The following is a 23120-nucleotide window of genomic DNA, read 5'->3' as shown; positions in this document are numbered from 1 at the left end:
CCGGCCGCCGCGCGGCCGTGGGAATGCATGTGAGCATCCCTCACCGGGTGACGTCGCCGACCGGATCGAGGTCGGCGAGCCGCCAATGTCCCTCGACATTACGCATAGACGCCCACCGAGCGATAGAAGTGCGTTCCCCGTTGCGCGCCTGCTGGTCGTCAGGCGTGGCACCGTCCGACGGCGGCGTCGTCACCGTCTGGTCGATGAAGACCAGGACCCGGGCGGTGTCGTCGCCGTACGAGTCGACGCCCGTGCCGACGACCCGCGAGGTCATCGTCACCCCGGCTGCGACGGCGCCGGGCAGGATCACGTCGGCGCCGGATACCTCGTACGCGGACGCCAGAGGGGCGGTGAGCTGGACTGCCACCTCCCGTCGGGCTTGTGCCCCGGAGTCCGGGGCGAAGTTGGTCAACGCGGTGACGGCATCCCTGGTGGCGGTCAGCAGTGCGGTGCGCTGTGCGTCGTCGGGGATCGGGCGGGCCCGTTCGGCAGCGATGAAACCCACGACGGCAAGCACGGCGGCGACCACGGCGACCGCGACCGCAATAGCGGCGCGTCGACGGGCACGTGGACCGAGATGCGGGCGCGGTGCGTTCTCTGCGGGTGTCATGCCGGCTCCGTCCCGCTGATGAGCCATTTCGAACCGACACGGGTCACCGTCACCTCGACCGTCACCCGGTTCTGACCGGGGTCGGCGCCGACGAGTGCCGGGTCGGACGCCTCGGCGACCACCAGCGACACCGCGACGGTGCCATCGTAGCTGGGCGGGTCGCTGACCAGACCGGCGGACAGCACCGTGCCGCTGCTCGGCCGCTTCATGCCACGGACCTCCGCCGACAAGGCGTCGGCGACTTCGCGGATCCGATCGTGCTGCTCACCGGTGGTGACGGCGAGCGCCCGATCGATGTAGGCGGCCGGATCAGCCGGGTCGGCGGTCAGCAATGCGGCGATCCCCGCTCGCGACGCCTCGAGCGCTGCCTGTTCCGCTGCCGTCCCGCCCGCGGCGTCACGGTTCTGCACCCAGAGTGTGACCAGCCCACCGAGAGCGACCACGAGCACCGCGACACACCCGACCACAGCGACGCGGAAGCGCGACGAGCGTCGTCGGGCGCGTGCCCGGAGAACTCCTGCAGCCACGATCCGTGCCTGCCGCGCCGCGCGGGTGGCATCATCCACCCGTCGTCGCGCGCGAGCGAGGTCGTCGGCGCCGGATGCCGGATCAGAGGTCGTTCGGGTCTCGTCGGGGGCGCCCATCACAGCACCTCCACCGCAGTCAGCACCCACTGACCCCCCAGCCGATCGAATTGTGCAGTGATCGAACGCCTTTCGGTTGTGGACTCGTCGGCATCCGAGCCCTGCGTGGTCACCGACGTCCGGATCAACGTCTGACCGCGGTCCGGTTCGGCGTCGACCACACCCACCACCTCGGGTCGCCAGATGACGCTGCGCACCCCGTCGGCCGGCGGGCGGGTCAGTTCCGTCGCATACCGATCCGCGAACTCACCGCCGATCAACGCCCGCGCACGATCACGGTCCGCCCGCCACGAGGAGACGTCCACCGAGAAGACCTGTGCGACGATCTCACCGGCGTCGCGGCGCAATTCGGTGCGCGTGCGCTCGGTGGCCGAGTCGTCGGCCCGCTGCCGCCCTTGTGCGACGAGCGCACCCGATACCACCAGCAGCGTCACGGCCAACACGCATGCGACGACGACGGCACGCCGCGTCGAGATCACCTGTGATCCCCGGTCATTCATGGGACGTCGATCACTCATGGGAGATACTGCACCGCCGCGAGTTTGAGTCGACCGTCGTCGGGTTCCACGAGCACACTGAGCCGAAACCGCTGCACGGGTTCGGGACTCGCGGCGTCGTCGCGGCGGACGGTGAACACCACGGTGGCCGCGACGAGCACACTGGCACGGTCACCGGAGCGAGCCGACACGCCTGCCCCGTCGACGACGCCGCGGCCGATGGTGCCCTGCGAAACGACGAATCGGGTGTAGGCGTCGGCCGATTGGGCGAATTCGTCACGGAACGCACCCGTCGCACCGTCGAGAATCCGGCGCACCTGCCCGGCGCCCCGGGGGTCCGGGCTGAGCAACACCTCGACCCTTTCCGTGGCGGCCTGCCGGAAGTCCTCATCGGTGTAGGAGCGCTCCGCGCGGACCCAACCCACCACCACGACCACGGCGACGACAACCGCAGCCACCGCCAACCCGATGGCCCACCGGTCGGCACGCGACCGGCGCCGAAGGCCCGCCCTGACCTCCTGTTCGCGCAGATCGTCCACCGCGCGCGGCAACTCGGCACGAGCCGCCCGCTCCTCGTCGAGCACGGCTTCCCTGGCCATCGATGGTCCTCTCCGCCGGTCCGTCGACCCCCCGTCGACGGAGTCCACCCTATCGACGGGGACGACGGGCGGTCCCGGCTGTTTGGCCGATGCCATGCGAAAGCGACGTTTCGGGCGCAGAATCGACTACTAACTGCGAGAAGGGCAGCGCCGATGACGCAAGCACAGTCGTTTTCGAGCACAATTTTCCGTCGTAAGCCCGTGGTCGGCGCGCGGGCGCCCGGGCAGGCGGCAGACGAACCGCACCTGAAACGCAGTATCGGGACCTTTCAGCTCACCTTCTTCGGCGTAGGGGCCACAGTCGGCACCGGTATCTTCATCGTGATCCCGGAAGCGATCAGCATGTCCGGCCCTGCCGTGATCCTGTCGTTCCTCATCGCCGGCATCGCGGCGGGGCTGGCCGCGATCTGCTACGCGGAGATGGCATCGGCGGTCCCCGTGTCGGGGTCGAGTTATTCCTATGCCTACGCGACGATGGGCGAGGTCGTCGCCGTGGGCATCGGCGCGTGTCTGATGCTCGAGTACGGCGTGTCCGCCGCCGCCACCTCCATCGGGTGGGGGCAGTACCTGAACGAGTTGATCAACAACCTCTTCGGCTGGTCGATCCCGAACGAGTTGACCGCGGCTCCATGGGGGGTCGACGACCCCGGGTGGATCAACCTGCCGTCGGTGGTGCTCGTCGTGATGTGCGGGCTTCTCCTGATTCGCGGGGCCAGTGAATCGGCACTGGTCAACACGATCATGGTGTCGATCAAGATCGGCGTGCTGCTCCTGTTCGCGGCGGTATGCTTCACCGCGTTCACGTCGAGTCACTTCTCACCGTTCATGCCGGAGGGGATGGCCGGGGTGACGTCGGCGGCCGCGGTCATCTTCTTCACCTTCATCGGGCTGGACGCCGTGTCCACCGCCGGCGACGAGGTGCGCAATCCGCAGAAGGCGATGCCGCGAGCCATCGTCGGCGCCCTGGTCGTCGTGGTCAGCATCTACCTGCTGACGGCCGTCGCCTCCATCGGCGCCCAGGCGTGGACCGAGTTCAGCCCGGACGACGAGGCGAGCCTGTCGAGACTCGCCAACAGTGTCACCGGTTCGACGTGGGTCGGCGACATCATCGCGCTCGGCGCGGTCATCTCGATCTTCTCGGTCACCCTCGTGGTGATCTACGGGCAGACACGCATCCTGTTCGCGATGGGACGCGACGGGCTGCTGCCCAAGACCTTCGCACAGGTCAGCCCGAAAACGATGGTGCCCGTGAACAACACCGTGATCGTCTGCGGGGTCATCGCCCTGCTGGGCGGGTTCGTGCCGATCGACGCACTCTGGGATCTGGTGTCGGTGGGTACCCTCGCCGCGTTCATCACCGTGTCGATCGGTGTCGTCATCCTGCGGCGCACCATGCCCGACCTCCCGCGACCGTTCAAGGTGCCCGGATACCCGGTCACCCCGGTGCTGTCGGTGGTGGCCTGCGTCTGGATCCTCAGCGGACTGGCCCCGGTCACCTTCCTGTTCTTCGGGCTGTGGGTCGCCGCGGCGCTGCTGTTCTACTTCCTGTGGGGCCGTAGGCACAGCAAGCTCAATGCCGGACCCGCGCCCAGCGCCGACGAGGTCTCGCAGTGACGATCCTCGTCGGGTACGTACAGGGCGAAGGCGGCACCGGCGGCGTCCAACTCGGTGCGATGGCCGCGGAGTCGCTCGGTACCGACCTCGTGGTCGCGACGGTGGTCCCGAAACCGTGGACCACTCCCTCGATGGGCAAGGTGGACGCGGAGTTCACCGCCTGGACCGATCAGGTCGTCGAGAAGGCGCGGCAGGAGATCACCGACTACATGGAGATCTACCCTCCCGAGTTGTCGTGGGAGTTCCGGCGACTCGACCATCGGACGGCGTCACGCGCGCTCATCGACTGCGCCGTCGAGCTCTCCGCCGACGGCATCGTGATCAGTTCGACCGGCGACGGCCAACTCGGGCAGATCGTGGTCGGTTCCACCGGCGACACCCTCATGCACCGTTCACCGGTCGCGGTCGGCATCAGCCCTCGCGGCTACCGGTCGCCGAAGCACGGTCAACTGACCAGGGTGACCGTGGCGATCACCGGTGCCGACAATGCCTCGCGCGCGGTCCTCGAACGCGGGCGAACTCTGTCCGCTCGCATGGGCAAACCCTTGCGGGTGATCACGTTCGCGGTGCGGGGCGGTGCGATGTACCCGCCACTCGTGGGGCTCAGCACCGAAGATGCCGTGCTCGAACAATGGCAGGAGCAGTCCGCGCAGGCCCACCGCGAACTGCTCGACGACGGCTCCATACCGTCGGACACGGAATGCGCGGTCGCCGCGGGACGCGGGTACCGCGAGGCCTTCGACTCCATCGACTGGATCGAGGGCGAGGTGCTCTTCCTGGGTAGCACCCGCGAAGGCGTGCTGTCCCAGGTGTTCCTGGGTTCCCGTGCCGCCAAGATCATTCGGCACTCGTCGGTTCCGGTGGTGGTGTTGCCCAGGTGACGGAGTCCCCGCCGATCGGGTAGGCACCGCCCATCCGCTAATCGAGTAGGCACCGAGCGAACCGCCGTATCCCCCGCGGATCGAGTGTAGGCACCGAGCGAAGCGCCGTATCCCCCGCGGATCGAGTAGGCACCGAGCGAAGCGAGGCGCCGTATCGAGATCCCGCTCACCGGGTTTCGATACGCCGGCTCGCAAGCTCGCGCGGCTACTCAACCACCGGAAGGGATACGCGGCATGCACGCTCGCGCGGCTACTCAACCACCGAAATGGGCACGCCGCCATGCACGCTCGCGCGGCTACTCAACCAACGGACGGGGCGGCTACTCGACCACCGTAAGAGTCGCTACTCCGCGCCGATCCGACGCGAGTACTCGGCGCGCCGTCCATGATCGAAGTCGAGGAACATGGTGTCGAGCTTGGTCATCCGACGCGACGCCCGCTTCATGCGCTGCGGGAACATCGGGTTCGCGTGGGTCCACGCCATCGACCGCGGCGCGGTCAGCCGCACCCGGGGCCGGGCGATGATCGAGAGCACCTGCGCCGCCACCTCTTCGGGTTCGATCGCCCGCACCATGCTGTTGGTGTTCAGACCCGAGATGAGTCCCGTCCGGGTGAACGTGGGCAACACCGTGCTGATCCGCACGCCAGTGTTCTCGAGTTCGGCGTCGAGCGCCTCGGAGAACTCGATCACGGCCGCCTTGGCGCCGTTGTAGATGGTGAGACCCGGCGTCGGCAGCCGGCCCGCAACCGAGGCGATGTTGACGACCTGGCCCTGCCCGCGCGCAACCATCCTCCGCGCGGCCAACTGCGTGCCGGTGATCACGCCGATGACGTCGATGTCGTAGGTCCGTCGGATCAGTGCGTCGTCGTAGGAGAGGAAATCGCCGACGGGCATGATCCCCGCGTTGTTGATGAGCACGTCGATCGGACCGACGGCCGTCTCGACCGCGTCGAGGAAGTCCGCGAACGAGGCGCGGTCGGTCACGTCGACGGTGAACCCCTCGACGCCCAGGTCAGCCGCCGCCTTGCCCACGGCGTCGTCGTCGATGTCGCCGAGCGCGACGACCGCACCCGCATCGAACAACTGCGTCGCGGTCTCGAATCCGATCCCGCGGGCTCCGCCGGTGATCGCGATCACCTTGCCGCGCAGTGCAGCACGGATCTCGTCGCGGTCGGGTCCACGGCGCAGCAGATCACGAACAGACATCAGAAGAACCTTCCATGAGGAGTCCACGAGCGTGGAGGTGGTCGGCGGCGGTCACCAGATCATCGGTGCGAGGAACTTCGCGGCGAGATCACGGACCGCATCGGGGTGCTGACGGTCGTCGGACGTGGGCACCTCGAGGTAGGAGATGACCAGGCGGACATGCAGTTCCACCGCCTGGTGCAGATCCTCGTCGGGCATCGTCGCACCCGCGTCACGCAGTGTGGCGGCGACGCGGTCGGTGACCATGTCGACGAACAGTGCGGTCACCGCCGAGGTGATGCCCTTCATCTCCGAGTCGGTGAGCACCAGCCGGCGCATCAGCGGGTCCTCGGAGATCATCACCGCCCCTTCGGCAAACGCCTCCACGACCGCCTCGGCCGGACCCAGGCCGACAACCGCCTGCGTCAGTCGGTGCATACCGCGCTCGTACAGGTCGTTGGCCACCGCGAGCAGCAGCGCTTCCTTTTTGGGGAAACGCCGATACAGGGTGCTGCGACTCACGCCGGCCTGGACCGCCACCTCGTCCATGTTCGCGCGACGCACACCGACAGAGGTGAACTCGGCCTCGGCGGCTGCGAGGATCGCCTGCTCCTGGTCTTCGGGGCTGGCGGTGTTGCGGGCTTTGCGCGCAGTCTTCGTCTGCGACGTCGACGCCGGTGTCATCGGCGCCGGAGGTCGACGGGCAGTTTGTCTTTCGGTACCGGCAGCGCGCTGTAGTCCATCGGCATCTGATAGCTGTCGGGCACCGACCACTCGTAGTCGCGCAGCAGGTGGTGCAGGATCGTCTTGATCTCCATCTGGCCAAAATACAGCCCGATGCACTTGTGGACCCCGCCGCCGAACGGCATCCACGCCATCCGATGGCCCTTGTCCTCTTTGCGCTCCTTCGTGAAGCGCTCGGGGTCGAACATGTCCGGGTTGGTGTAGAACTCCGGGTCGCGATGATTGGTCAGCTGCGGCACGGTGACCATCGACCCCTTCGGCACGAAGAACCCCTGCACAGAGGTGTCCTTGACTGCCATCCGGGGCTGCGCCGGCACCGGCGGACACATCCGCAGCGACTCCTTGAGCACCAGGTCGAGAACCGAGAGCTTGGCGAGGTCGTCATAACCGAGTTCCGGGTTGAGTTCGAGGGACTGCTCGCGAGCCTGCTGCTGCCATTCCGGCGCCTTCGCCATCCGGTAGGCCATCTGCGTCATGGTGATCGTCGACGTGTCGTGCGCGGCCATCAACACGAAGATCATGTGGTTCACCACGTCCTCGTCGGTGAACCGCTCCCCGTCGTCACCCTCGACGTGACACAGCACCGAGAAGAGGTCAGGGGTCTCGCGGGCACGCTTGGCGGCAATGTTCTCGTAGAAGAACTCCTCCAGGATCTTGCGGCCCCGCAAGCCCTTCCACCATCGTCCGCCGGGCACCGGCTTGCGCACGTAGGCGACCCCGGCGCGCACCGTGTCGATGAACGCCTTGTTGATCTTGTCCGCCTGATCCTTGGGCAGTTCGAGCCCGAGGAAGACCTCGAGCGCGACGTCGAGGGTGAGGCTCTTGAACTCGTCGAACATCTTGACCTGCCCGGTCGGGAGGTCGGCGACGCGCTCGGCGATCATCGGCTGCATCTCCTGCATGTAGCCCTTGAGCGTCGACGGCGTGAACGCCTGCTGCAGGATGTGCCGGTGATGGCGGTGCTCGTCGAAATCGAGGAGCATGATGCCCCGGTTGAAGAACGGGCCGATGAAGTAGCTCCACGCCGGTCCGTTCGCGAACGCCTTGTCGCGGTTCATCAGGACTTCGTCGGCGGCCCGCGGCCCCGCCGCGATCACCATCTTGACTCCCAGCGCGTTGAGGCCGGAGACCTGACCGAACCGCGCCAGGCGCTCGTCGCCGAACGCGAAGGGATCGCGTCGCATCGACATCATCTCCAGGATCCCGTTGCGCTGCGCCGTCGGCACCGCCAGCAGGTCACTGCCTGCCGGCGCCTCCGCGAACACTTCCGACCGCTGCGCTGTCCCTGTCGAGCTCATAGCCACTCTCCTCGTCCCCGATCCACGTCGTGCGATGCGTCGATCCACGTGATCCGCGTCGCATGATCAGTCTATTGGAACAGAAAACGGAAAATGTTTCTAGTACCGCTACGCGTCCCGAACGGCGGGTCCGCCCGCCAGCACCGCATGACAGCGCACCAGGCGTTCCCGCCACCACCGCTCACGATCCGAAGCGGCACGCGACTGTGCATGCGGGCGGAGGTCGCCGGTGAACCATCGCGGCTCCACCAGCCCGCCGTCCGGCACGAAGGGCTCCGCGACGTCGTCGGTGAACATGCTCCCGGTACCCAACCCGCACGCGTGGTCGAGGCGGGGCAACGCGGCGGCGGCGGCCACTCCGGCCGCCATCCCGACCGCCGAATCCAGCGCCGACGACACCACGACCGGCAGCCCGATGGTGTCGGCGAGTTCGAGCGTCGCGCGCATCCCGCCGAGCGGCGCCACCTTGACGATCGCGATGTCGGCGGCGTCGGCGGCCACCACCCGATACGGGTCGTCGGCCTTGCGGATCGATTCGTCGGCCGCGATCGGCACGTCGACGGCTCGGCGCACCGCCGCGAGTTCCGGCACGGTGGCGCACGGCTGTTCGACGTACTCGACGTCTCCGATCGCCCGGATGGCGTCGATCGCCTGCTCGACCGACCAGCCGCCGTTGGCGTCGACCCGAACCGCCGGAACGACCTCACGCGCTGCGTCGACGCGGGCGATGTCGTCGGCCAGGGTCTGGCCACGTTCGGCGACCTTCACCTTCGCGGTCGTCGCACCCGGGTACCGCGCGAGGATCTCCGCCACCCGGTCCGCATCGACCGCGGGCACGGTCGCGTTCACCGCCACCCTGTCTCGGACCTGCTCGGGTGGGCCGAGGTAGGCGGACTCGATGCCCGCCGCCAACCATGCCGCGGACTCGACGTCGCCGTACTCGACGAACGGACCGAACTCCCCCCAGCCGGCCGGCCCGCGGAACACGATCATCTCGCGCGCGGTGATCCCGCGGAAGCGGGTGCGCATGGGCAGCCGGAGAACGAACGACTCGGCCAGCAGTTCGTCGGGTCCGGGCAGGTCCTCGACCACAGGTACCTCCACTCGTCGGCCTACATCCCACGTTGAAACAAATCTTTCGTTCCGTTCCAACCTGGGTTACCCTTCCTGACATGTCAGTCAACCAGGACTACGAGCGCTCGATCCGCGAGGCCGAGCCGATGATCGAGCCCGACGACCCGGACTCGGCCCTGCCCTCGCCCCGCCTGGGCGCCGATTCGCTGATCTGGAAGTTCTACGGGGACAGCCGCGGCATCCTCGGCTTTCAACGCCTCGCCGGCACGGAGAACTGCATCGAGCAACTCGGCCAGGCGGTGCTGGACCACTCGGTGATCTTCGACGACTTCCTCGGCCGGGCCAAGCGCACCGGCCCACCGGTGATGAAGACCGTCTACAGCACCGAGCCCCAGAAGTGGGGTCGGACCGTCCGCGACTTCCATCGCGACATCAAGGGCACCATCAGCGACGGCTCGCGATACCACGCCCTGAATCCTGAACTCTTCTACTGGGCCCACGCGACATTCGTCGACCAGGTGCTGTACATCACCGACACCTTCATCCGCCGACTCAGCTACGCCGAGAAGGTGCAGATCTTCGAGGAGAGCAAGGTCTGGTACGACCTGTACGGCGTGAGCTCGCGCAGTCAGCCGCAGACCTACGAGGAGTTCCTCGAGTACTGGGACGACATGCTCGATCGCTTCGTCCCGCACAAGACCGTCGTCTATGCCACCGGCTACATCCGTCAGGGCCTGCCGCGGCCGAAGAAGATCCCCGCCCCGGTGTGGAAGGTCGCCTCGGCACCGCTGAACGCCTTCCTGCGCACCGTGATCGTCGGGACACTGCCGCAACAGATGCGCGACGTCTGCGGACTGAAGTGGGATGCCAAACGGGAGAAGAACTTCCAACGTTTCGCCGCGACGATGCGAGCGTTGAACCCGGCATTCAACCGCCTACCGATCAAGTGGCTGTACGTGCCGTGGGCGTATCAGGCTTGGCGCGAGATCGGGGTGGATCCGCGACCGCTGTACAACAAGCGGGCCGCCTGACCGTCTCGACTGGGCGCCGTTTTCGGTTGACTGGGCGCCGTTTTCAGTTGACTGGGCGCCGTTTTCAGTTGACTGGGCGCCGTTTTCAGTTGACTGGGCGCCGTTTTCAGTTGACTGGGCGCCGTTTTCAGTTGACTGGGCGTCCCACGTGAATGGTCTCCGGCGAAGGACCACTCGGTGAGGACTGTTGGCGGGCGTCGGGTGCCGCGTTTGCGGACGCACCCCGCCGATCGATTTCCGCCGAATCGTCCCAGGTCAGCTGCTCTGCACGAATTCCCCCGCGACAGCAGCGAATTCGGCTGGCTTGTCGCGATGCACGCTGTGACCCGCATCGATCTCGACGAATCGGGCGGCGGGCAGCGTCTCGCAAAGGGTGCGCAGGTGACGGGGCGGCAAGAAGCTCCGCCGGCCACCGGAGATCACCAGGGTGGATGCGGCGACGACGTCGAGGCGTGCCCACCAATCGGGGTCGGGAGTCTCGAACTGCCGGCCCACCTCGGTGCCCACGCGGCGATCGAACCGGATCAGTGGCCACGGATTCCGTACCGCGGCGCCGACTCCGCGTACACGTTCGCCGAGTGACGCGGCGACGACGATGCCCTCGTCGACGTGGGCCTGGTCACGCGGCATCGGCGGGACCTCCTCGAGTACCAGCCGTCGCACCCGGTCGGGTATCGCCATCGCCAGGCGTAGCACGGTGTGCGCACCGAGCGAGTGCGCGACGATGTCGGTCACGCCGATGTCGAGCTCGTCGAGTACGAACTCGAGGTCATCGCGAAAGTCATCGAGCAGGTACGTGGGCGCATGACCGCTGCGGCCGTGTCCACGCAAGTCGACCGAGATCACCTGCCGCCCCGCACGACGCAGCGCACTCGCGAACGCACGCCACGTGGTGTGATCGCCGGCCATGCCATGTACCAGCAACACCGGCGGACGTTGCCCGTCGTGACCTGAGACCCGGACGCCCAGCGCCAGATCACCGGTCGGGTTCGATCGATTCAGCACGCGCACGTGATTCTCATACGTCAAACCGCAGCCCGGACACAAGTCGGGTGCACGGCGCTGTAACGTCAGAATCAAACCCCGCCTTCCGGCCGCGCGATGTGAGCCTCCCACCTGCGGCGGCGTTCGTCGTCGGTTTGCTCCCACCATGGCGTCCCGCGCTCACCCAACGCGACCTTCGCTGCCTGCACGCCCCGGCGTGACTCCGGCGCGCCCCTCGTGCGTTTCACATCTCGGCGCCACGCCATCAGGATCGACTGCAGCTCAGCCCGCCGTTCCTCGGGGATCAGTGGGTCCGTTGCCCGCCACTTCCGACCGTTCACGACGACGTGCCGACCGTCGGGAGTTCGTTGCGGACGGGACATGTTCCCAGAGTGTCACGCCGGCTCGAAACGGTGCGTGATCAGATCTCTCTCACGGCTTCTGCAGGGCGACGCTGTTCATCACCCCGAGCGGCCGCGCTCGCGGCGTTTGTCGGTACGGGGATCTGTCAACGGATCGAATCAGTCCCGGAACCAACCACTGCGCTTGGCCTCGAGAACCATGTCCTGCCAGTAGCCCCACTGGTGTGTGCCGACCGCGGGGTAGTCCGTGGTGATCCGGACGCCGGTGATGGCGGCGGCGATCTCGAAGGTTCGGGTCTGTGCGAGTGAGATCACCTCGAGGGGTGTGCCCTTGATCGAGCCGATCGCGTCGGTGTTGTACTTACCCCACACGCCGGAAGCGGCGCCGACCCGGACCCGCATGCCCCGCATCCGGTCGAGTTGGGCGACAGAGTCGTTCGCGATCCAGCGGTTGTGCCAGGGCGGGCCCCACATGGCGTCGGCGCTGAACGGGCCCACACCGGCGGCCATCCCGGCGTCGATCAATGCGAGGCGCACCGCCTCGCGCATCGTCGGCGCGGATGGGTTCAGGAAGCCCGACATCGAGAAGATGTGGGAGATCCGCTTGCGGTGGTACGCACCGAAGATCATCGCGGCGTTGCCGCCCATCGAGATACCCATCATGGCGTACTTGCCGCGCGGACCGACCGCGAGTCCGCGCGCGTCGAGTTCGTTGATGATGGTCTTGAGCCGACAGGTCCACCGGTAGCGGTACTTGACCTTGTTGCCCGGGCTGGCCGACTCCCAGTCGGTGTAGAAGCTGGCCAGGCCACCGACGGGCTGGATCACGTTGACGCCCGAATCGGCGATCCGCTGGATACGCGTCTCGTGCCGCCAGCCGCTCTTGTCGCCGGTCGCGCGCAGTCCATCGAGGGCGATGACCGTCTTGTAGTTGCCCCACCGGGTCCACATGTCGACCGGCGTCGTCGGCATGCCGCATCCGGAGACGTAGAACCGGCCGAAGGACGCCGCGCTCGCGTTTCCGGCCTCGACGGAACCGATGCCGACGATGGTGGCTGAGACGAGCAGACAGACCAGGAATCGGCGCCGCTTCGCCAATCGGCGTGGGCGCATGGAGAGTACCGGCACCGCAGAACCGTAATCCGTTGTCCGAGTGGCTTGCCACACCTGTGACCAGAGCAGCGACAGACCGAAACCGCGCTGTTACCAAAGTGGCGGATGTTGCTGGAGTTATCACTGGACGCGGGTCATCTCGGATCCCGCGGGTCGGTTCGGACAACGCGACTCGTCGACGGCCCGCGCGAACCGAGCCGACCCGCGCGAACCGAGTGAACCCGCGCCAGTAGCCCGCCGGAAAGCGAAAGGCGCCCGGCCACTTTCGTGACCGGGCGCCTTCTCGACTCAGTGAGTCAGATCATGAGTGACAGTGTCACTTGTTGATCTTGGTGACTCGACCCGCACCGACGGTGCGGCCACCCTCGCGGATGGCGAAGCGCAGGCCCTCGTCCATGGCGACCGGCTGGATGAGCTTGACGCTCATCTCGGTGTTGTCGCCCGGCATGACCATCTCGGTGCCCTCGGGGAGGGTCACGACTCCGGTCACGTCGGTGGTACGGAAGTAGAACTGCGGACGGTAGTTGTTGAAGAACGGGGTGTGGCGTCCACCCTCGTCCTTGCTCAGGATGTAGGCCTGGCCCTCGAACTCCGTGTGCGGAGTCGTGGTGCCCGGCTTCACGATGACCTGACCGCGCTCGACGTCCTCACGCTTGAGGCCGCGCAGCAGCAGACCGGCGTTGTCGCCTGCCTGTGCCGAATCGAGCAGCTTGTGGAACATCTCGATACCGGTGACGGTGGTCTTGGTGGACTTGTCACGGATGCCGACGATCTCGACTTCCTCGTTCACGTTGACCTCGCCGCGCTCCACACGACCGGTGACCACGGTGCCGCGGCCGGTGATGGTGAAGACGTCCTCGACGGGCATGAGGAACGGCTTGTCGGTCTCGCGGACCGGGTCCGGGATCGACTCGTCGACGGCCGACATGAGCTCCTCGACCGACTTGACCCACTCGGCGTCGCCCTCGAGCGCCTTGAGCGCCGAGACCTTCACGACCGGTGCTTCCTCGTCGAACTCCTGGGCGGCCAGCAGTTCGCGGACCTCCATCTCGACGAGCTCGATGATCTCGTCGTCGTCGACCATGTCGGCCTTGTTCAGGGCGACCAGGATGTAGGGCACACCGACCTGGCGGGCCAGCAGCACGTGCTCACGGGTCTGCGGCATCGGACCATCGGTGGCTGCGACCACGAGGATCGCACCGTCCATCTGGGCCGCACCGGTGATCATGTTCTTGATGTAGTCAGCGTGACCAGGAGCGTCGACGTGCGCGTAGTGGCGCTTGTCGGTCTCGTACTCCACATGCGAGATGTTGATCGTGATACCACGAGCCTTCTCTTCGGGAGCCTTGTCGATCTGATCGAACGCGAAGCTCTGGTTGAGCTCCGGGAACTTGTCGTGCAGCACCTTGGTGATGGCCGCGGTCAGCGTGGTCTTGCCGTGGTCGACGTGACCGATGGTGCCGATGTTCACGTGCGGCTTGGTCCGCTCGAACTTCGCCTTCGCCACTTTGTTTGTCCTCCTGGACTGTTGTTGTCCTACTGGGCGGATCCCAGCAGGAGTTGTTCACTTACGTTGTTGCGCCCGCTTGTGGGCCAGCGCGGTCGCGATGGTCGCCGACGATTACTCGCCGGTGGCCTTCGCGATGATTTCCTTCGACACGTTCGACGGAACCTCCGCGTACGAGTCGAACACCATGGAGTAGTTTGCCCGGCCCTGGGTCTTCGACCGAAGGTCTCCGATGTAGCCGAACATCTCCGACAGCGGCACCTGTGCCTTGACGACACGTGCACCACTGCGCTCCTCCATGGCCTGGATCTGGCCACGGCGGGAGTTCAGGTCGCCGATCACGTCACCCATGTAGTCCTCGGGTGTGGTGACCTCGACCGCCATCAGCGGTTCGAGGATCACCGGACCGGCCAGCTTCGCAGCCTCTTTGAGGACCTGCTGGCCTGCGATCTTGAAGGCCATTTCCGACGAGTCGACGTCGTGGTACTGACCGTCGAGCAGGGTGGCCTTGATGTTGACCAGCGGGTACCCGGCCAGCACGCCGTACTGCATGGCGTCCTGGATACCGGCGTCGACCGACGGGATGTACTCGCGCGGCACACGGCCACCGGTCACGGCGTTGTCGAACTCGTAGGTCGCGCCGTCCTCGGCGTCCACCAGGGGCTCGAGCTTGACGATGACCTTCGCGAACTGGCCGGAACCACCGGTCTGCTTCTTGTGGGTGTACTCGTGCTTGTCGACCGCCTTGCGGATGGTCTCGCGGTAGGCGACCTGCGGCTTGCCGACGTTCGCCTCGACCTTGAACTCCCGCTTCATGCGGTCGACCAGGATGTCGAGGTGGAGCTCGCCCATACCGCCGATGACGGTCTGGCCGGTCTCCTCGTCGAGCTGGACCGAGAAGGTCGGGTCCTCTTCGGCGAGCTTCTGGATGGCCGTCGACAGCTTCTCCTGGTCGGACTTGGTCTTCGGCTCGATCGAGACGTTGATGACCGGGTCCGGGAAGCTCATCGATTCCAGCACGATCGGCGAGTTCGGATCGCACAGGGTGTCACCGGTGGTGGTGTCCTTCAGGCCGATCATCGCGTAGATGTGGCCTGCGGTCGCATCCTCGACCGGGTTCTCCTTGTTGGCATGCATCTGGAAGAGCTTGCCGACGCGTTCCTTCTTGCCCTTGGTCGCGTTGAGGACCTGGGTGCCGGCGTTGATGCGGCCCGAGTAGACACGCACGAAGGTCAACTTGCCGAAGAACGGGTGTGCGGCGATCTTGAATGCCAGCGCGGAGAACGGCTCGTCCGAGGACGGCTTGCGCGACATCTCTTCTTCTTCGTTACCCACGGCATGACCCTCGACCGACGGGACGTCGAGCGGGTTCGGCAGGTAATCGATGATCGCGTCCAGCATCGGCTGGACACCCTTGTTCTTGAACGCCGAGCCACAGATGACCGGGTAGTACTCGCGGGCGATCGTCAGCTTGCGGATGGCGCCCTTGATCTCCTCGACGGAGAGCTCCTCGCCACCGAAGTACTTCTCCAGCAGGGCCTCGTCGCTCTCGGCGACGGTCTCGAGCAGCTTCTCGCGGTACTCGGCGGCCTGATCGGCCAGATCCGCGGGGATCTCCTCGATGGTCGGCTCGGCGCCGATCTCGACGGTGCCGCGCCAGGTGATGGCCTTCTGCTCGATCAGGTCGACGACGCCGTCGAAGCTGTCCTCGGCACCGATCGGCAGCTGCAGCACGAGCGGCTTGGCACCGAGACGCTCCTCGATGGTGCGCACGGTGAAGAAGAAGTCGGCACCGAGCTTGTCCATCTTGTTGACGAAGCAGATGCGCGGAACTTCGTACTTCTCCGCCTGCCGCCAGACCTGCTCGGACTGCGGCTCGACGCCTTCCTTGCCGTCGAACACGGCAACCGCACCGTCGAGCACGCGCAGGCTGCGCTCCACCTCGACGGTGAAGTCGACGTGCCCGGGGGTGTCGATGATGTTGATCTGGTTCTTGTTCCAGAAACAGGTGACGGCCGCGGAGGTGATGGTGATACCCCGCTCCTTCTCCTGCTCCATCCAGTCGGTGGTCGAGGCACCGTCGTGGGTCTCACCGATCTTGTAGTTCACACCGGTGTAGAAGAGGATTCGCTCGGTTGCGGTGGTCTTGCCGGCATCGATGTGGGCCATGATGCCGATGTTGCGAACCTTTTTGAGGTCGCTGAGCACTTCCTGTGCCACGTGGTTTCCCTTCGGGAATTGCTGTTGAACAGGGCTTGGGCTCCGCGTGACGGGTGGCCGTCACGCGGAGCAGGTTCTCACCAGCGGTAGTGCGCGAACGCCCGGTTGGCCTCGGCCATCTTGTGGGTGTCCTCGCGACGCTTGACCGACGCGCCGAGACCGTTGGAGGCGTCGAGCAGCTCGTTGGCCAGACGCTCGACCATCGTCTTCTCGCGACGCTGACGGCTGAAGGTCACCAGCCAGCGCAGGGCGAGGGTGTTGGCACGGTTCGGCTTGACCTCGACCGGGACCTGGTAGGTGGCGCCACCGACGCGGCGGCTCTTCACCTCGAGGGTCGGCTTCACGTTGTCGAGGGCGCGCTTGAGGGTGATGACCGGGTCGGTGCCGGTCTTGTCGCGGGCCTGCTCGAGCGCGCCGTACACGATGCGCTCGGCGGTCGACTTCTTGCCGTCCAGCAGGATCTTGTTGACCAGCTGGGTGACCAGCGGCGAACCGTAGACGGGGTCGTTGATCAGGGGGCGCTTGGGTGCGGGTCCTTTACGTGGCATGACTTATCAGTTCCCCTTCTTCGCGCCGTAGCGGCTGCGGGCCTGCTTGCGGTCCTTGACACCCTGGGTGTCGAGTGAGCCGCGGATGACCTTGTAGCGCACACCCGGGAGGTCCTTCACACGACCGCCACGGACGAGCACCATCGAGTGCTCCTGCAGGTTGTGGCCCTCACCGGGGATGTAAGCGGTGACCTCGACGGAGCTGGTCAGGCGCACACGGGCGACCTTGCGCAGCGCGGAGTTCGGCTTCTTCGGGGTGGTGGTGTAGACGCGGGTGCACACGCCACGACGCTGCGGGCTCCCCTTGAGGGCCGCGGTCTTGGTCTTGGCAGCCTTGTCGTGACGGCCCTTGCGGACCAGCTGATTGATGGTTGGCACTAGGTGTTCATTCCTTATGTTGATGTTGGCATCTGTTGCGGTTGGTGCTCCGGGCAAGCATCGAGAACCGTTTCCGATTACGTTGCTTCCACAACTCGCCCCACCAGCGATTTCTCGCTGGTCAGTACAATTTTGCTACCCCGAGGTCGGGCGTGTCATACACTCGACGACGGTATCGCCTGTCAGGCCGTGTGCCCCAGGTTACCCGGGCATGCGGACTGGCCCAGCATGGGCCGGGCACCGGCGAACCACTCTACCGACCGAGTTTGCACAGGTCAAAAAACGGATCCGGGACGTTAACGGCAACTGTCCCGCTGAAGTTCCCAGCGCTGGGCGCCGGCCACTTCTTCCCCCGGACGTTGCTTCCTCCCCCAGCTGCAACCAGCGGAAACTCCGATGTCTGGGGGACGAACTACTCGGTCGGGCCGATGTCGGCGGATTGCGGCAGCTTCACCCCGGCACCCCGCTTGGCCGGATTCGACGGCGGCGGCACGACCGGACCGACGTCCCCGTCGGGGGCGGTGTCGAGGTCGACGATCACCGGCGCGTGGTCGCTCGGTTTGCTGCCCTTGCGCGCCTGCCGGTCGATCCAGGCGGCAGCGACCCGCTCGGCGACGGGCCCGCCGGCGAGGACGAGGTCGATGCGCATACCGAGATCCTTGTGGAACATGCCCGCCCGGTAGTCCCAGTAACTGAACACCCGGTCGTCGGGCCACCGGTCGCGGACGACGTCGTGCAGCCCGAGCGAGTCGAACGCGGCGAGGGCCGCCCGTTCGGGTTCGGTGACGTGGGTGTGCCCGACGTAGGCATCCGGATCGAACACATCGGCGTCGGCTGGCGCGATGTTCATGTCGCCGCACAGCATCGTGTTGGCCGCGGAATCGTCGCCGTTGCCCGCGGCCACGCTGTCCCGCAACCGGGCGAGCCACTCGAGCTTGTACCGGTAGTGGTCGGAATCGGGGGTCCGTCCGTTCGGCACGTACAGCGAGTGGATGCGCACTCCCCCACACACCGCCGACACCGCTCGGGCCTCGGTCGGCGAGTCGGATTCGGGGTAGCCGGGGACACCGTCGAAGCCACGACGGACATCGTCGAGGCCGACCTTCGACAACAGCGCGACACCGTTCCACTGTCCCTGGCCCACGTGGGCGATCTCGTAACCCCGCTCGGCCAGATCGTCACCGAGAACCTCGTGGAAGGCGTCGTCGGAGAGTTTGGTCTCCTGCAGACAGACGACGTCCGGTTGGCGCTGATCCAACCAGGGCAGCAACCGCGGAATCCGCTGCTTGACCGAGTTCACGTTCCAGGTGGCGACTCGCATGGGGTCAACGGTAGCGGCCGGGTCGGACTTGGCATTCACGGTGACCTGTGTCACGTTTGTCTGCATCGACGTCTCCACCCGACCCTCCGACCACGCGCCACGCCGAGCTGTCATCGAGTACTCGTGGCGGCGGTCGGCGATGTCTGGCGTACGGCCCGCGGACCCGACCCCCAGCGCAGTGGTCGACATCGCATCCGCCGATCCACTGCTCGATGCGGCTCGGCCCGTTCTCGACGACGCGGCCACCCGGTTGGCCGACACCGACATGTCGCTACTGCTGGTCGACCACGAATGCCGGATGGTGTCACGGGTCGCGTTCGGCGCCGCGATCGAGCGCACCCTCGACGAACTCGGCGCCACCCCCGGAGCGCCGTTCGGTGAAGAGGTCGTCGGCACGACGGCGCTCGGCACGCCCGCGGAGATCCGCGGGGGAATCGCGGTCAACAGCAGCGAGCACTACCTCGAGCGGTTCAAGTCCATCAGTTGTTTCGGGCAGCCGATCGTGCACCCCGCCACCCGGCGTCTCGCCGGCATCATCTGCATGTCCGAGACCGCCGAGCGCATCAATCCTCTCGCCGTCCCCTTCGTCAACCAGGTCGTCGCCGACATCGCGGACCGCCTACTCGATCGTTCCCGGGCCCATCAGCGGCGCGTGCTCGACGCATTCCAGCGCGCCGCACCTCGCCGTGACATCGCGGTCGCCGCGATCGGCGACGATCTGCAGCTGACGAATGCGTTGGCCGCAGAACTTTTGTCCCCCACCGACATCGGGGTTCTGCGAGCCTTCGCGTGCGATCCCGGCCTGCGTGAGACGGTGCTGCCGCTGACGCTGGTCTCCGGCGTCGAGATCGAGGTCGCTATCGAGCCGGTCGCCGGTGCGCGGGGTGCGGCCATGTTCCGGTTCCGGCCGACCCAGCCCGGGTCGTCGGCACCGGCCTCGCGGTCAACGCCTGCCGCACAGGCGATCACCGTCACGATCACCGGAGAGCCCGGCACCGGTCGCTCGACACACGCCACCGCCCTCCTCGAACATTTTCCGGGGCCGCAGGCAGTGGTCGTCGACGTCGCCGACGACCTGATCGACGGGCGGCAACCGGACGTGGTCGGGTCGATCGCCCGGGCCCGGGCCCGGCACGCGCCGCTGATCGTCGACGGCGTCGACCTCCTCGACGACCGGTCGGTGGCACTCCTCGGGAAAGCCGCGGCGACCTGGTCCGGCGACGCGCCGATGATCATCGTGAGCGCTCCCCGCGAGCAGCTCACGGTAGGCGTCGCCGCGCTCATCGGGCGCTGTGGGCGTCGCATCGACCTGCCGCCCCTGCGGCATCGCAACTCCGAGTTCGCCGCGATCGCCAGCGGGGTGCTCGAGTGCATCCACCCCGGACTCACGCTGTCCGGCAAGGCCACCGACGCATTGCTGAGTCAGGACTGGCCGGGCAACTTCTCCGAGCTCGAATCCGTTCTGCGTCAAGCCGCCGACGGATGTACCGCACGCGGCGCGAAGGTGGTCGAACCCACCGATCTCCCACCGACCCACCGCACGACGAGTCGCGCCGCACATCTGTCCGGCCGGGAACAGGCCGAGCGGATCGCGATCATCGAGGCCCTCGACCGAGTCGGCGGCAACAAAGTGCACGCCGCACGCGAACTCGGCATCAGCCGCACCACGCTGTATGCGCGCATGCGCGCGTTGGGAATCTGAGCGGAGTCCGGTCCGGCTGCTGTCCACGTGGCTGTTCATTTTCTGGACAGCTCGACCCCGGCCATCGGTGGCAGAAATGAAGCAGGTCACACCTATGACCCAGATCACTTCTGATCTGCCATCGACCAGGAGGATTCCATGACCGCCGTCGCCACCGACCTGCTTCCCCGGATCCGCGACTTCATCGCCGCGGACCGCCCGATGCTGATCGGGGGTGAGTGGGTATGGGCGCAGACCGGCCGCACGTTCGAGACGATCGACCCCGCGACCGCACGGCCGATCACCTCCGTCGCCCACGGTGACGCCGGCGACATCGACCGCGCCGTCCGCGCGGCACGCCAGGCATTCGACGACGGTCCGTGGTCGCGGATGAAGCCCAACGAACGCGAACGACTGCTCTGGCGGGTCGGCGACCTCCTGACCGAGCGAGCCGCTGAGTTCGGCCAGCTCGAGGCGCTCGACAACGGCAAGGCGGCGACCATCGCCACCGCTGTGGACATGAACTGGTCGGCCGACATCTTCCGGTACAACGCCGGCCTGGCCACCAAGATCACCGGTTCGACGGTCGACGTGTCGATGCCCTTCGTCCCCGGCGGCGAGTTCCACGCCTACACCCTGCGCGAGCCGGTGGGCGTCTGCGGACTGATCGTGCCGTGGAACTTCCCGCTCCTGATGGCCGCGTTCAAGCTGGCCCCGGCGCTCGCCGCCGGCAACACGGTGATCCTGAAGCCGGCCGAACAGACCCCTCTGACGGCTCTGTTGCTCGGTGAGATCTTCCAGGAAGCCGGTTTCCCGCCGGGTGTGGTCAACATCGTCACCGGATTCGGCGACGCGGGAGCGGCGCTCTCCGCGCACGACGATGTCGACAAGATCGCGTTCACCGGTTCGACCGAGGTCGGAAAAAAGATCGTCGACGCGGCCAGGGGCAACCTGAAGAAGGTGTCGCTGGAGCTCGGCGGAAAGAGCCCGAACATCGTGTTCGCCGACGCCGACTTCGAGAAGGCGGTCGCCGGTTCGGTGGCCGCGTGGATGTTCAACCACGGCCAGTGCTGCGTGGCCGGCACGCGCCTGTTCGTCGAGCGGCCCATCTTCGACGATTTCACCGCCGCCGTCGCCGAGGCCGCATCGCAGGCGAAGATCGGACCCGGACTCGATCCGACGACCGAACTCGGCCCCCTGGTCAGTCAGGAGCAGTTCGACCGCGTCTCCGGCTACCTCGCGGCCGGCCTCGCCGACGGCGCGCGGGCTCTGACGGGCGGAAAACGTTGGGGCGACGAAGGTTTCTTCATCGAGCCGACCGTGTTCGTCGACGTCGAACCGTCCTTCTCGATCGTGACCGAGGAGATCTTCGGACCGGTCGTCGCGGCCCTGCCGTTCGATGCCGATTCCGGAGTAGCCGCTGCCGCAAACGATTCCATCTACGGGCTGGCCGCCGGCATCTGGACCAAGGATCTGTCCAAGGCACACAAGACGGCCCGCGCGATCAAGGCCGGATCGGTGTGGGTCAACCAATACAACGGTTTCGACACCGCGATGCCATTCGGGGGCTACAAACAAAGTGGGTGGGGTCGCGAACTCGGTACGTCCGCGATCGACCTCTACACGCAGACGAAAGCCGTCAACGTCGCACTCTGATCACCACTCCCCACCCGTCGCAAAGGAGCGAACAATCATGAAAACCAAAGCAGCTGTCCTCACCGGCCCCGGCAAACCGTTCGAGATCACCGAGCTCACCCTCGATCCACCCAAGGACGGCGAAGTACTCATCAAGTACACCGCCGCCGGGCTGTGTCATTCCGACCTGCACCTCACCGACGGCGACCTGCCGCCGCGGTTCCCGATCGTCGGCGGTCACGAAGGTGCCGGGATCATCGAGGAGGTGGGTCCGGGGGTCACCAAGGTCAAACCCGGCGACCACGTGGTGTGCAGCTTCATCCCGAACTGCGGCACCTGCAGATACTGCTCGACCGGACGCCAGTCCCTGTGCGACATGGGCGCCACCATCCTCGAGGGATCGATGCCGGACGGCTCGTTCCGATTCCACAACGGTGACACGGATTTCGGCGCCATGTGCATGCTCGGCACGTTCGCCGAACGTGCGACGATCAGCCAGCATTCGGTGGTGAAGGTCGACGACTGGCTCCCCCTGGAGAAGGCCGTCCTGGTCGGATGCGGTGTCCCCACCGGATGGGGGTCGGCGGTGTACACCGGCAACGTACGCGCCGGCGACATCGTGGTCATCTACGGCATCGGCGGCATCGGCATCAACTCGGTGCAGGGTGCCGTGCACGCGGGCGCCAAACACGTCATCGTCGTCGACCCGGTGGCGTTCAAGCGCGACACCGCCATCAAGTTCGGCGCCACCCACGCATTCGCGAGCGCCGCCGAGGCACAGCAGACGATCACCGAGATCAGTTGGGGCCAGGGCGCCGACACCGCGATCGTGACCGTCGGCACCGTGGACGAGGAGGTCGTGTCGGCAGCGATCGGTGCCGTCGGCAAGGGCGGAACGGTGGTGCTGACCGGACTGTCGAGCCCCGAGAAGTTCACCGTGCACTGGCCCGGTATCGATCTCACCCTGAACGAGAAGTCCATCAAGGGCAGCCTGTTCGGGTCGGCCAACCCGCAGTACGACATCGTCCGGCTGCTGCGGCTCTACGACGCCGGCCAGCTCAAGCTCGACGAACTGGTCACCACGACCTACACGCTCGACCAGGTGAACGACGGTTACCAGGATCTGCGCGACGGGAAGAACATCCGCGGCGTGCTCATCCACGACCACTGATCTCCGGTTCGGCACCGCACCG

22 protein-coding genes are annotated in these 23120 nt (G+C 66.6%); 6 read left to right on the top strand and 16 right to left on the bottom strand.

Annotation, left to right across the window (positions count from 1 at the left end):
* Positions 1-40: 40 nt before the first annotated feature.
* From V1Y59_RS00355 to V1Y59_RS00340, 4 genes are read right to left on the bottom strand one after another with little or no spacing between them, the layout of a single operon-like run.
* Entirely contained in the window at positions 41-610 is a 570-nt protein-coding gene (locus V1Y59_RS00355) for a hypothetical protein (RefSeq protein WP_330502871.1), read from the bottom strand.
* Positions 607-1254 (bottom strand): hypothetical protein, encoded by a 648-nt coding sequence (locus V1Y59_RS00350; protein WP_330502870.1) that lies wholly within the window; start codon positions 1252-1254, stop codon positions 607-609. Before V1Y59_RS00350 ends, V1Y59_RS00355 begins: the two co-directional genes overlap by 4 nt.
* A complete protein-coding gene (locus tag V1Y59_RS00345; protein WP_330502869.1) occupies positions 1254-1772 on the bottom strand; it encodes a hypothetical protein in 519 nt (172 codons plus the stop codon). The genes V1Y59_RS00350 and V1Y59_RS00345 overlap by 1 nt, the downstream gene beginning before the upstream one ends.
* A complete protein-coding gene (locus V1Y59_RS00340) occupies positions 1769-2350 on the bottom strand; it encodes a hypothetical protein (RefSeq protein WP_330502868.1) in 582 nt (193 codons plus the stop codon). Before V1Y59_RS00340 ends, V1Y59_RS00345 begins: the two co-directional genes overlap by 4 nt.
* A gap of 153 nt (positions 2351-2503) precedes the next feature.
* Here V1Y59_RS00340 and V1Y59_RS00335 point away from each other — a divergent pair, with 153 nt between their 5' ends.
* Positions 2504-3964 (top strand): amino acid permease, encoded by a 1461-nt coding sequence (locus V1Y59_RS00335; RefSeq protein WP_330502867.1) that lies wholly within the window; start codon positions 2504-2506, stop codon positions 3962-3964.
* The gene (locus V1Y59_RS00330) at positions 3961-4845 is read left to right on the top strand and encodes a universal stress protein (RefSeq protein WP_330502866.1); all 885 of its coding nucleotides are present in this window, start codon (positions 3961-3963) and stop codon (positions 4843-4845) included. The genes V1Y59_RS00335 and V1Y59_RS00330 overlap by 4 nt, the downstream gene beginning before the upstream one ends.
* A 343-nt stretch (positions 4846-5188) precedes the next feature.
* Here V1Y59_RS00330 and V1Y59_RS00325 read toward each other — a convergent pair whose 3' ends face one another.
* The 4 genes from V1Y59_RS00325 to V1Y59_RS00310 form a co-directional block, all read right to left on the bottom strand.
* Complete coding sequence (locus V1Y59_RS00325) at positions 5189-6052, bottom strand: SDR family oxidoreductase (RefSeq protein ID WP_330502865.1); 864 nt, start codon at positions 6050-6052, stop codon at positions 5189-5191.
* A gap of 51 nt (positions 6053-6103) precedes the next feature.
* Positions 6104-6715, bottom strand: a complete 612-nt coding sequence (locus tag V1Y59_RS00320) for a TetR/AcrR family transcriptional regulator (RefSeq protein ID WP_330502864.1) — start codon at positions 6713-6715, stop codon at positions 6104-6106.
* A complete protein-coding gene (locus V1Y59_RS00315) occupies positions 6712-8073 on the bottom strand; it encodes a cytochrome P450 (protein WP_330502863.1) in 1362 nt (453 codons plus the stop codon). The genes V1Y59_RS00320 and V1Y59_RS00315 overlap by 4 nt, the downstream gene beginning before the upstream one ends.
* 108 nt (positions 8074-8181) lie before the next feature.
* Positions 8182-9165, bottom strand: a complete 984-nt coding sequence (locus V1Y59_RS00310) for an o-succinylbenzoate synthase (RefSeq protein WP_330502862.1) — start codon at positions 9163-9165, stop codon at positions 8182-8184.
* Positions 9166-9245: 80 nt separating this feature from the next.
* On the opposite strand from V1Y59_RS00310, the gene V1Y59_RS00305 reads away from it, so the two are divergent.
* Positions 9246-10178 (top strand): oxygenase MpaB family protein, encoded by a 933-nt coding sequence (locus V1Y59_RS00305; RefSeq protein ID WP_330502861.1) that lies wholly within the window; start codon positions 9246-9248, stop codon positions 10176-10178.
* 255 nt (positions 10179-10433) lie between these two features.
* Here V1Y59_RS00305 and V1Y59_RS00300 read toward each other — a convergent pair whose 3' ends face one another.
* The 8 genes from V1Y59_RS00300 to V1Y59_RS00265 form a co-directional block, all read right to left on the bottom strand.
* Complete coding sequence (locus V1Y59_RS00300; protein WP_330502860.1) at positions 10434-11189, bottom strand: alpha/beta fold hydrolase; 756 nt, start codon at positions 11187-11189, stop codon at positions 10434-10436.
* A gap of 65 nt (positions 11190-11254) precedes the next feature.
* Positions 11255-11545 (bottom strand): hypothetical protein, encoded by a 291-nt coding sequence (locus V1Y59_RS00295; protein WP_330502859.1) that lies wholly within the window; start codon positions 11543-11545, stop codon positions 11255-11257.
* Between the two features lie 138 nt (positions 11546-11683).
* Positions 11684-12652, bottom strand: a complete 969-nt coding sequence (locus tag V1Y59_RS00290; RefSeq protein ID WP_431309067.1) for an alpha/beta hydrolase — start codon at positions 12650-12652, stop codon at positions 11684-11686.
* 301 nt (positions 12653-12953) lie between these two features.
* Positions 12954-14144: an elongation factor Tu gene (tuf, locus tag V1Y59_RS00285; protein ID WP_235723556.1), complete on the bottom strand. Its 1191-nt coding sequence runs from the start codon at positions 14142-14144 to the stop codon at positions 12954-12956.
* Between the two features lie 114 nt (positions 14145-14258).
* Complete coding sequence (gene fusA / locus V1Y59_RS00280) at positions 14259-16364, bottom strand: elongation factor G (RefSeq protein ID WP_330502858.1); 2106 nt, start codon at positions 16362-16364, stop codon at positions 14259-14261.
* A 77-nt stretch (positions 16365-16441) separates the two neighbouring features.
* A complete protein-coding gene (gene rpsG / locus V1Y59_RS00275; protein ID WP_330502857.1) occupies positions 16442-16912 on the bottom strand; it encodes a 30S ribosomal protein S7 in 471 nt (156 codons plus the stop codon).
* 6 nt (positions 16913-16918) lie between these two features.
* Positions 16919-17290 (bottom strand): 30S ribosomal protein S12, encoded by a 372-nt coding sequence (gene rpsL / locus V1Y59_RS00270; protein ID WP_007619326.1) that lies wholly within the window; start codon positions 17288-17290, stop codon positions 16919-16921.
* A 412-nt stretch (positions 17291-17702) separates the two neighbouring features.
* Positions 17703-18611 carry an exodeoxyribonuclease III gene (locus V1Y59_RS00265; protein WP_330502856.1) on the bottom strand — a complete coding sequence of 303 codons (909 nt, stop codon included), beginning with the start codon at positions 18609-18611 and terminating at the stop codon, positions 17703-17705.
* Between V1Y59_RS00265 and V1Y59_RS00260 the strand changes: the two genes are divergently transcribed.
* From V1Y59_RS00260 to V1Y59_RS00250, 3 genes are all read left to right on the top strand, one after another.
* Entirely contained in the window at positions 18610-20313 is a 1704-nt protein-coding gene (locus tag V1Y59_RS00260; RefSeq protein ID WP_431309066.1) for a sigma-54-dependent Fis family transcriptional regulator, read from the top strand. The genes V1Y59_RS00265 and V1Y59_RS00260 overlap by 2 nt on opposite strands.
* Positions 20314-20451: 138 nt before the next feature.
* Positions 20452-21948 (top strand): aldehyde dehydrogenase family protein, encoded by a 1497-nt coding sequence (locus tag V1Y59_RS00255; RefSeq protein ID WP_330502855.1) that lies wholly within the window; start codon positions 20452-20454, stop codon positions 21946-21948.
* Positions 21949-21985: 37 nt separating this feature from the next.
* Positions 21986-23098, top strand: coding sequence for an NDMA-dependent alcohol dehydrogenase (locus tag V1Y59_RS00250; RefSeq protein ID WP_330502854.1), 1113 nt, complete (start codon positions 21986-21988; stop codon positions 23096-23098).
* Positions 23099-23120 lie beyond the last annotated feature (22 nt).

It is taken from the genome of Gordonia prachuapensis, assembly GCF_036350515.1.
GTDB classification, from domain to species: domain Bacteria; phylum Actinomycetota; class Actinomycetes; order Mycobacteriales; family Mycobacteriaceae; genus Gordonia; species Gordonia prachuapensis.
Note: the sequence above shows the minus strand (reverse complement) of the source record. Positions and strands in the feature narration are given on the sequence as shown.

Bases quoted from the DNA above. Each gene is read 5' to 3' on its own strand.
- V1Y59_RS00355 (WP_330502871.1), bottom strand. From the start codon at position 610: ATGACACCCGCAGAGAACGCACCGCGCCCGCATCTCGGTCCACGTGCC.
- V1Y59_RS00350 (WP_330502870.1), bottom strand. From the start codon at position 1,254: ATGGGCGCCCCCGACGAGACCCGAACGACCTCTGATCCGGCATCCGGC.
- V1Y59_RS00345 (WP_330502869.1), bottom strand. From the start codon at position 1,772: ATGAGTGATCGACGTCCCATGAATGACCGGGGATCACAGGTGATCTCG.
- V1Y59_RS00340 (WP_330502868.1), bottom strand. From the start codon at position 2,350: ATGGCCAGGGAAGCCGTGCTCGACGAGGAGCGGGCGGCTCGTGCCGAG.
- V1Y59_RS00335 (WP_330502867.1), top strand. From the start codon at position 2,504: ATGACGCAAGCACAGTCGTTTTCGAGCACAATTTTCCGTCGTAAGCCC.
- V1Y59_RS00325 (WP_330502865.1), bottom strand. From the start codon at position 6,052: ATGTCTGTTCGTGATCTGCTGCGCCGTGGACCCGACCGCGACGAGATC.
- V1Y59_RS00320 (WP_330502864.1), bottom strand. From the start codon at position 6,715: ATGACACCGGCGTCGACGTCGCAGACGAAGACTGCGCGCAAAGCCCGC.
- V1Y59_RS00315 (WP_330502863.1), bottom strand. From the start codon at position 8,073: ATGAGCTCGACAGGGACAGCGCAGCGGTCGGAAGTGTTCGCGGAGGCG.
- V1Y59_RS00305 (WP_330502861.1), top strand. From the start codon at position 9,246: ATGTCAGTCAACCAGGACTACGAGCGCTCGATCCGCGAGGCCGAGCCG.
- V1Y59_RS00295 (WP_330502859.1), bottom strand. From the start codon at position 11,545: ATGTCCCGTCCGCAACGAACTCCCGACGGTCGGCACGTCGTCGTGAAC.
- rpsG (WP_330502857.1), bottom strand. From the start codon at position 16,912: ATGCCACGTAAAGGACCCGCACCCAAGCGCCCCCTGATCAACGACCCC.
- V1Y59_RS00260 (WP_431309066.1), top strand. From the start codon at position 18,610: ATGGGGTCAACGGTAGCGGCCGGGTCGGACTTGGCATTCACGGTGACC.
- V1Y59_RS00265 (WP_330502856.1), bottom strand. From the start codon at position 18,611: ATGCGAGTCGCCACCTGGAACGTGAACTCGGTCAAGCAGCGGATTCCG.
- V1Y59_RS00255 (WP_330502855.1), top strand. From the start codon at position 20,452: ATGACCGCCGTCGCCACCGACCTGCTTCCCCGGATCCGCGACTTCATC.
- V1Y59_RS00250 (WP_330502854.1), top strand. From the start codon at position 21,986: ATGAAAACCAAAGCAGCTGTCCTCACCGGCCCCGGCAAACCGTTCGAG.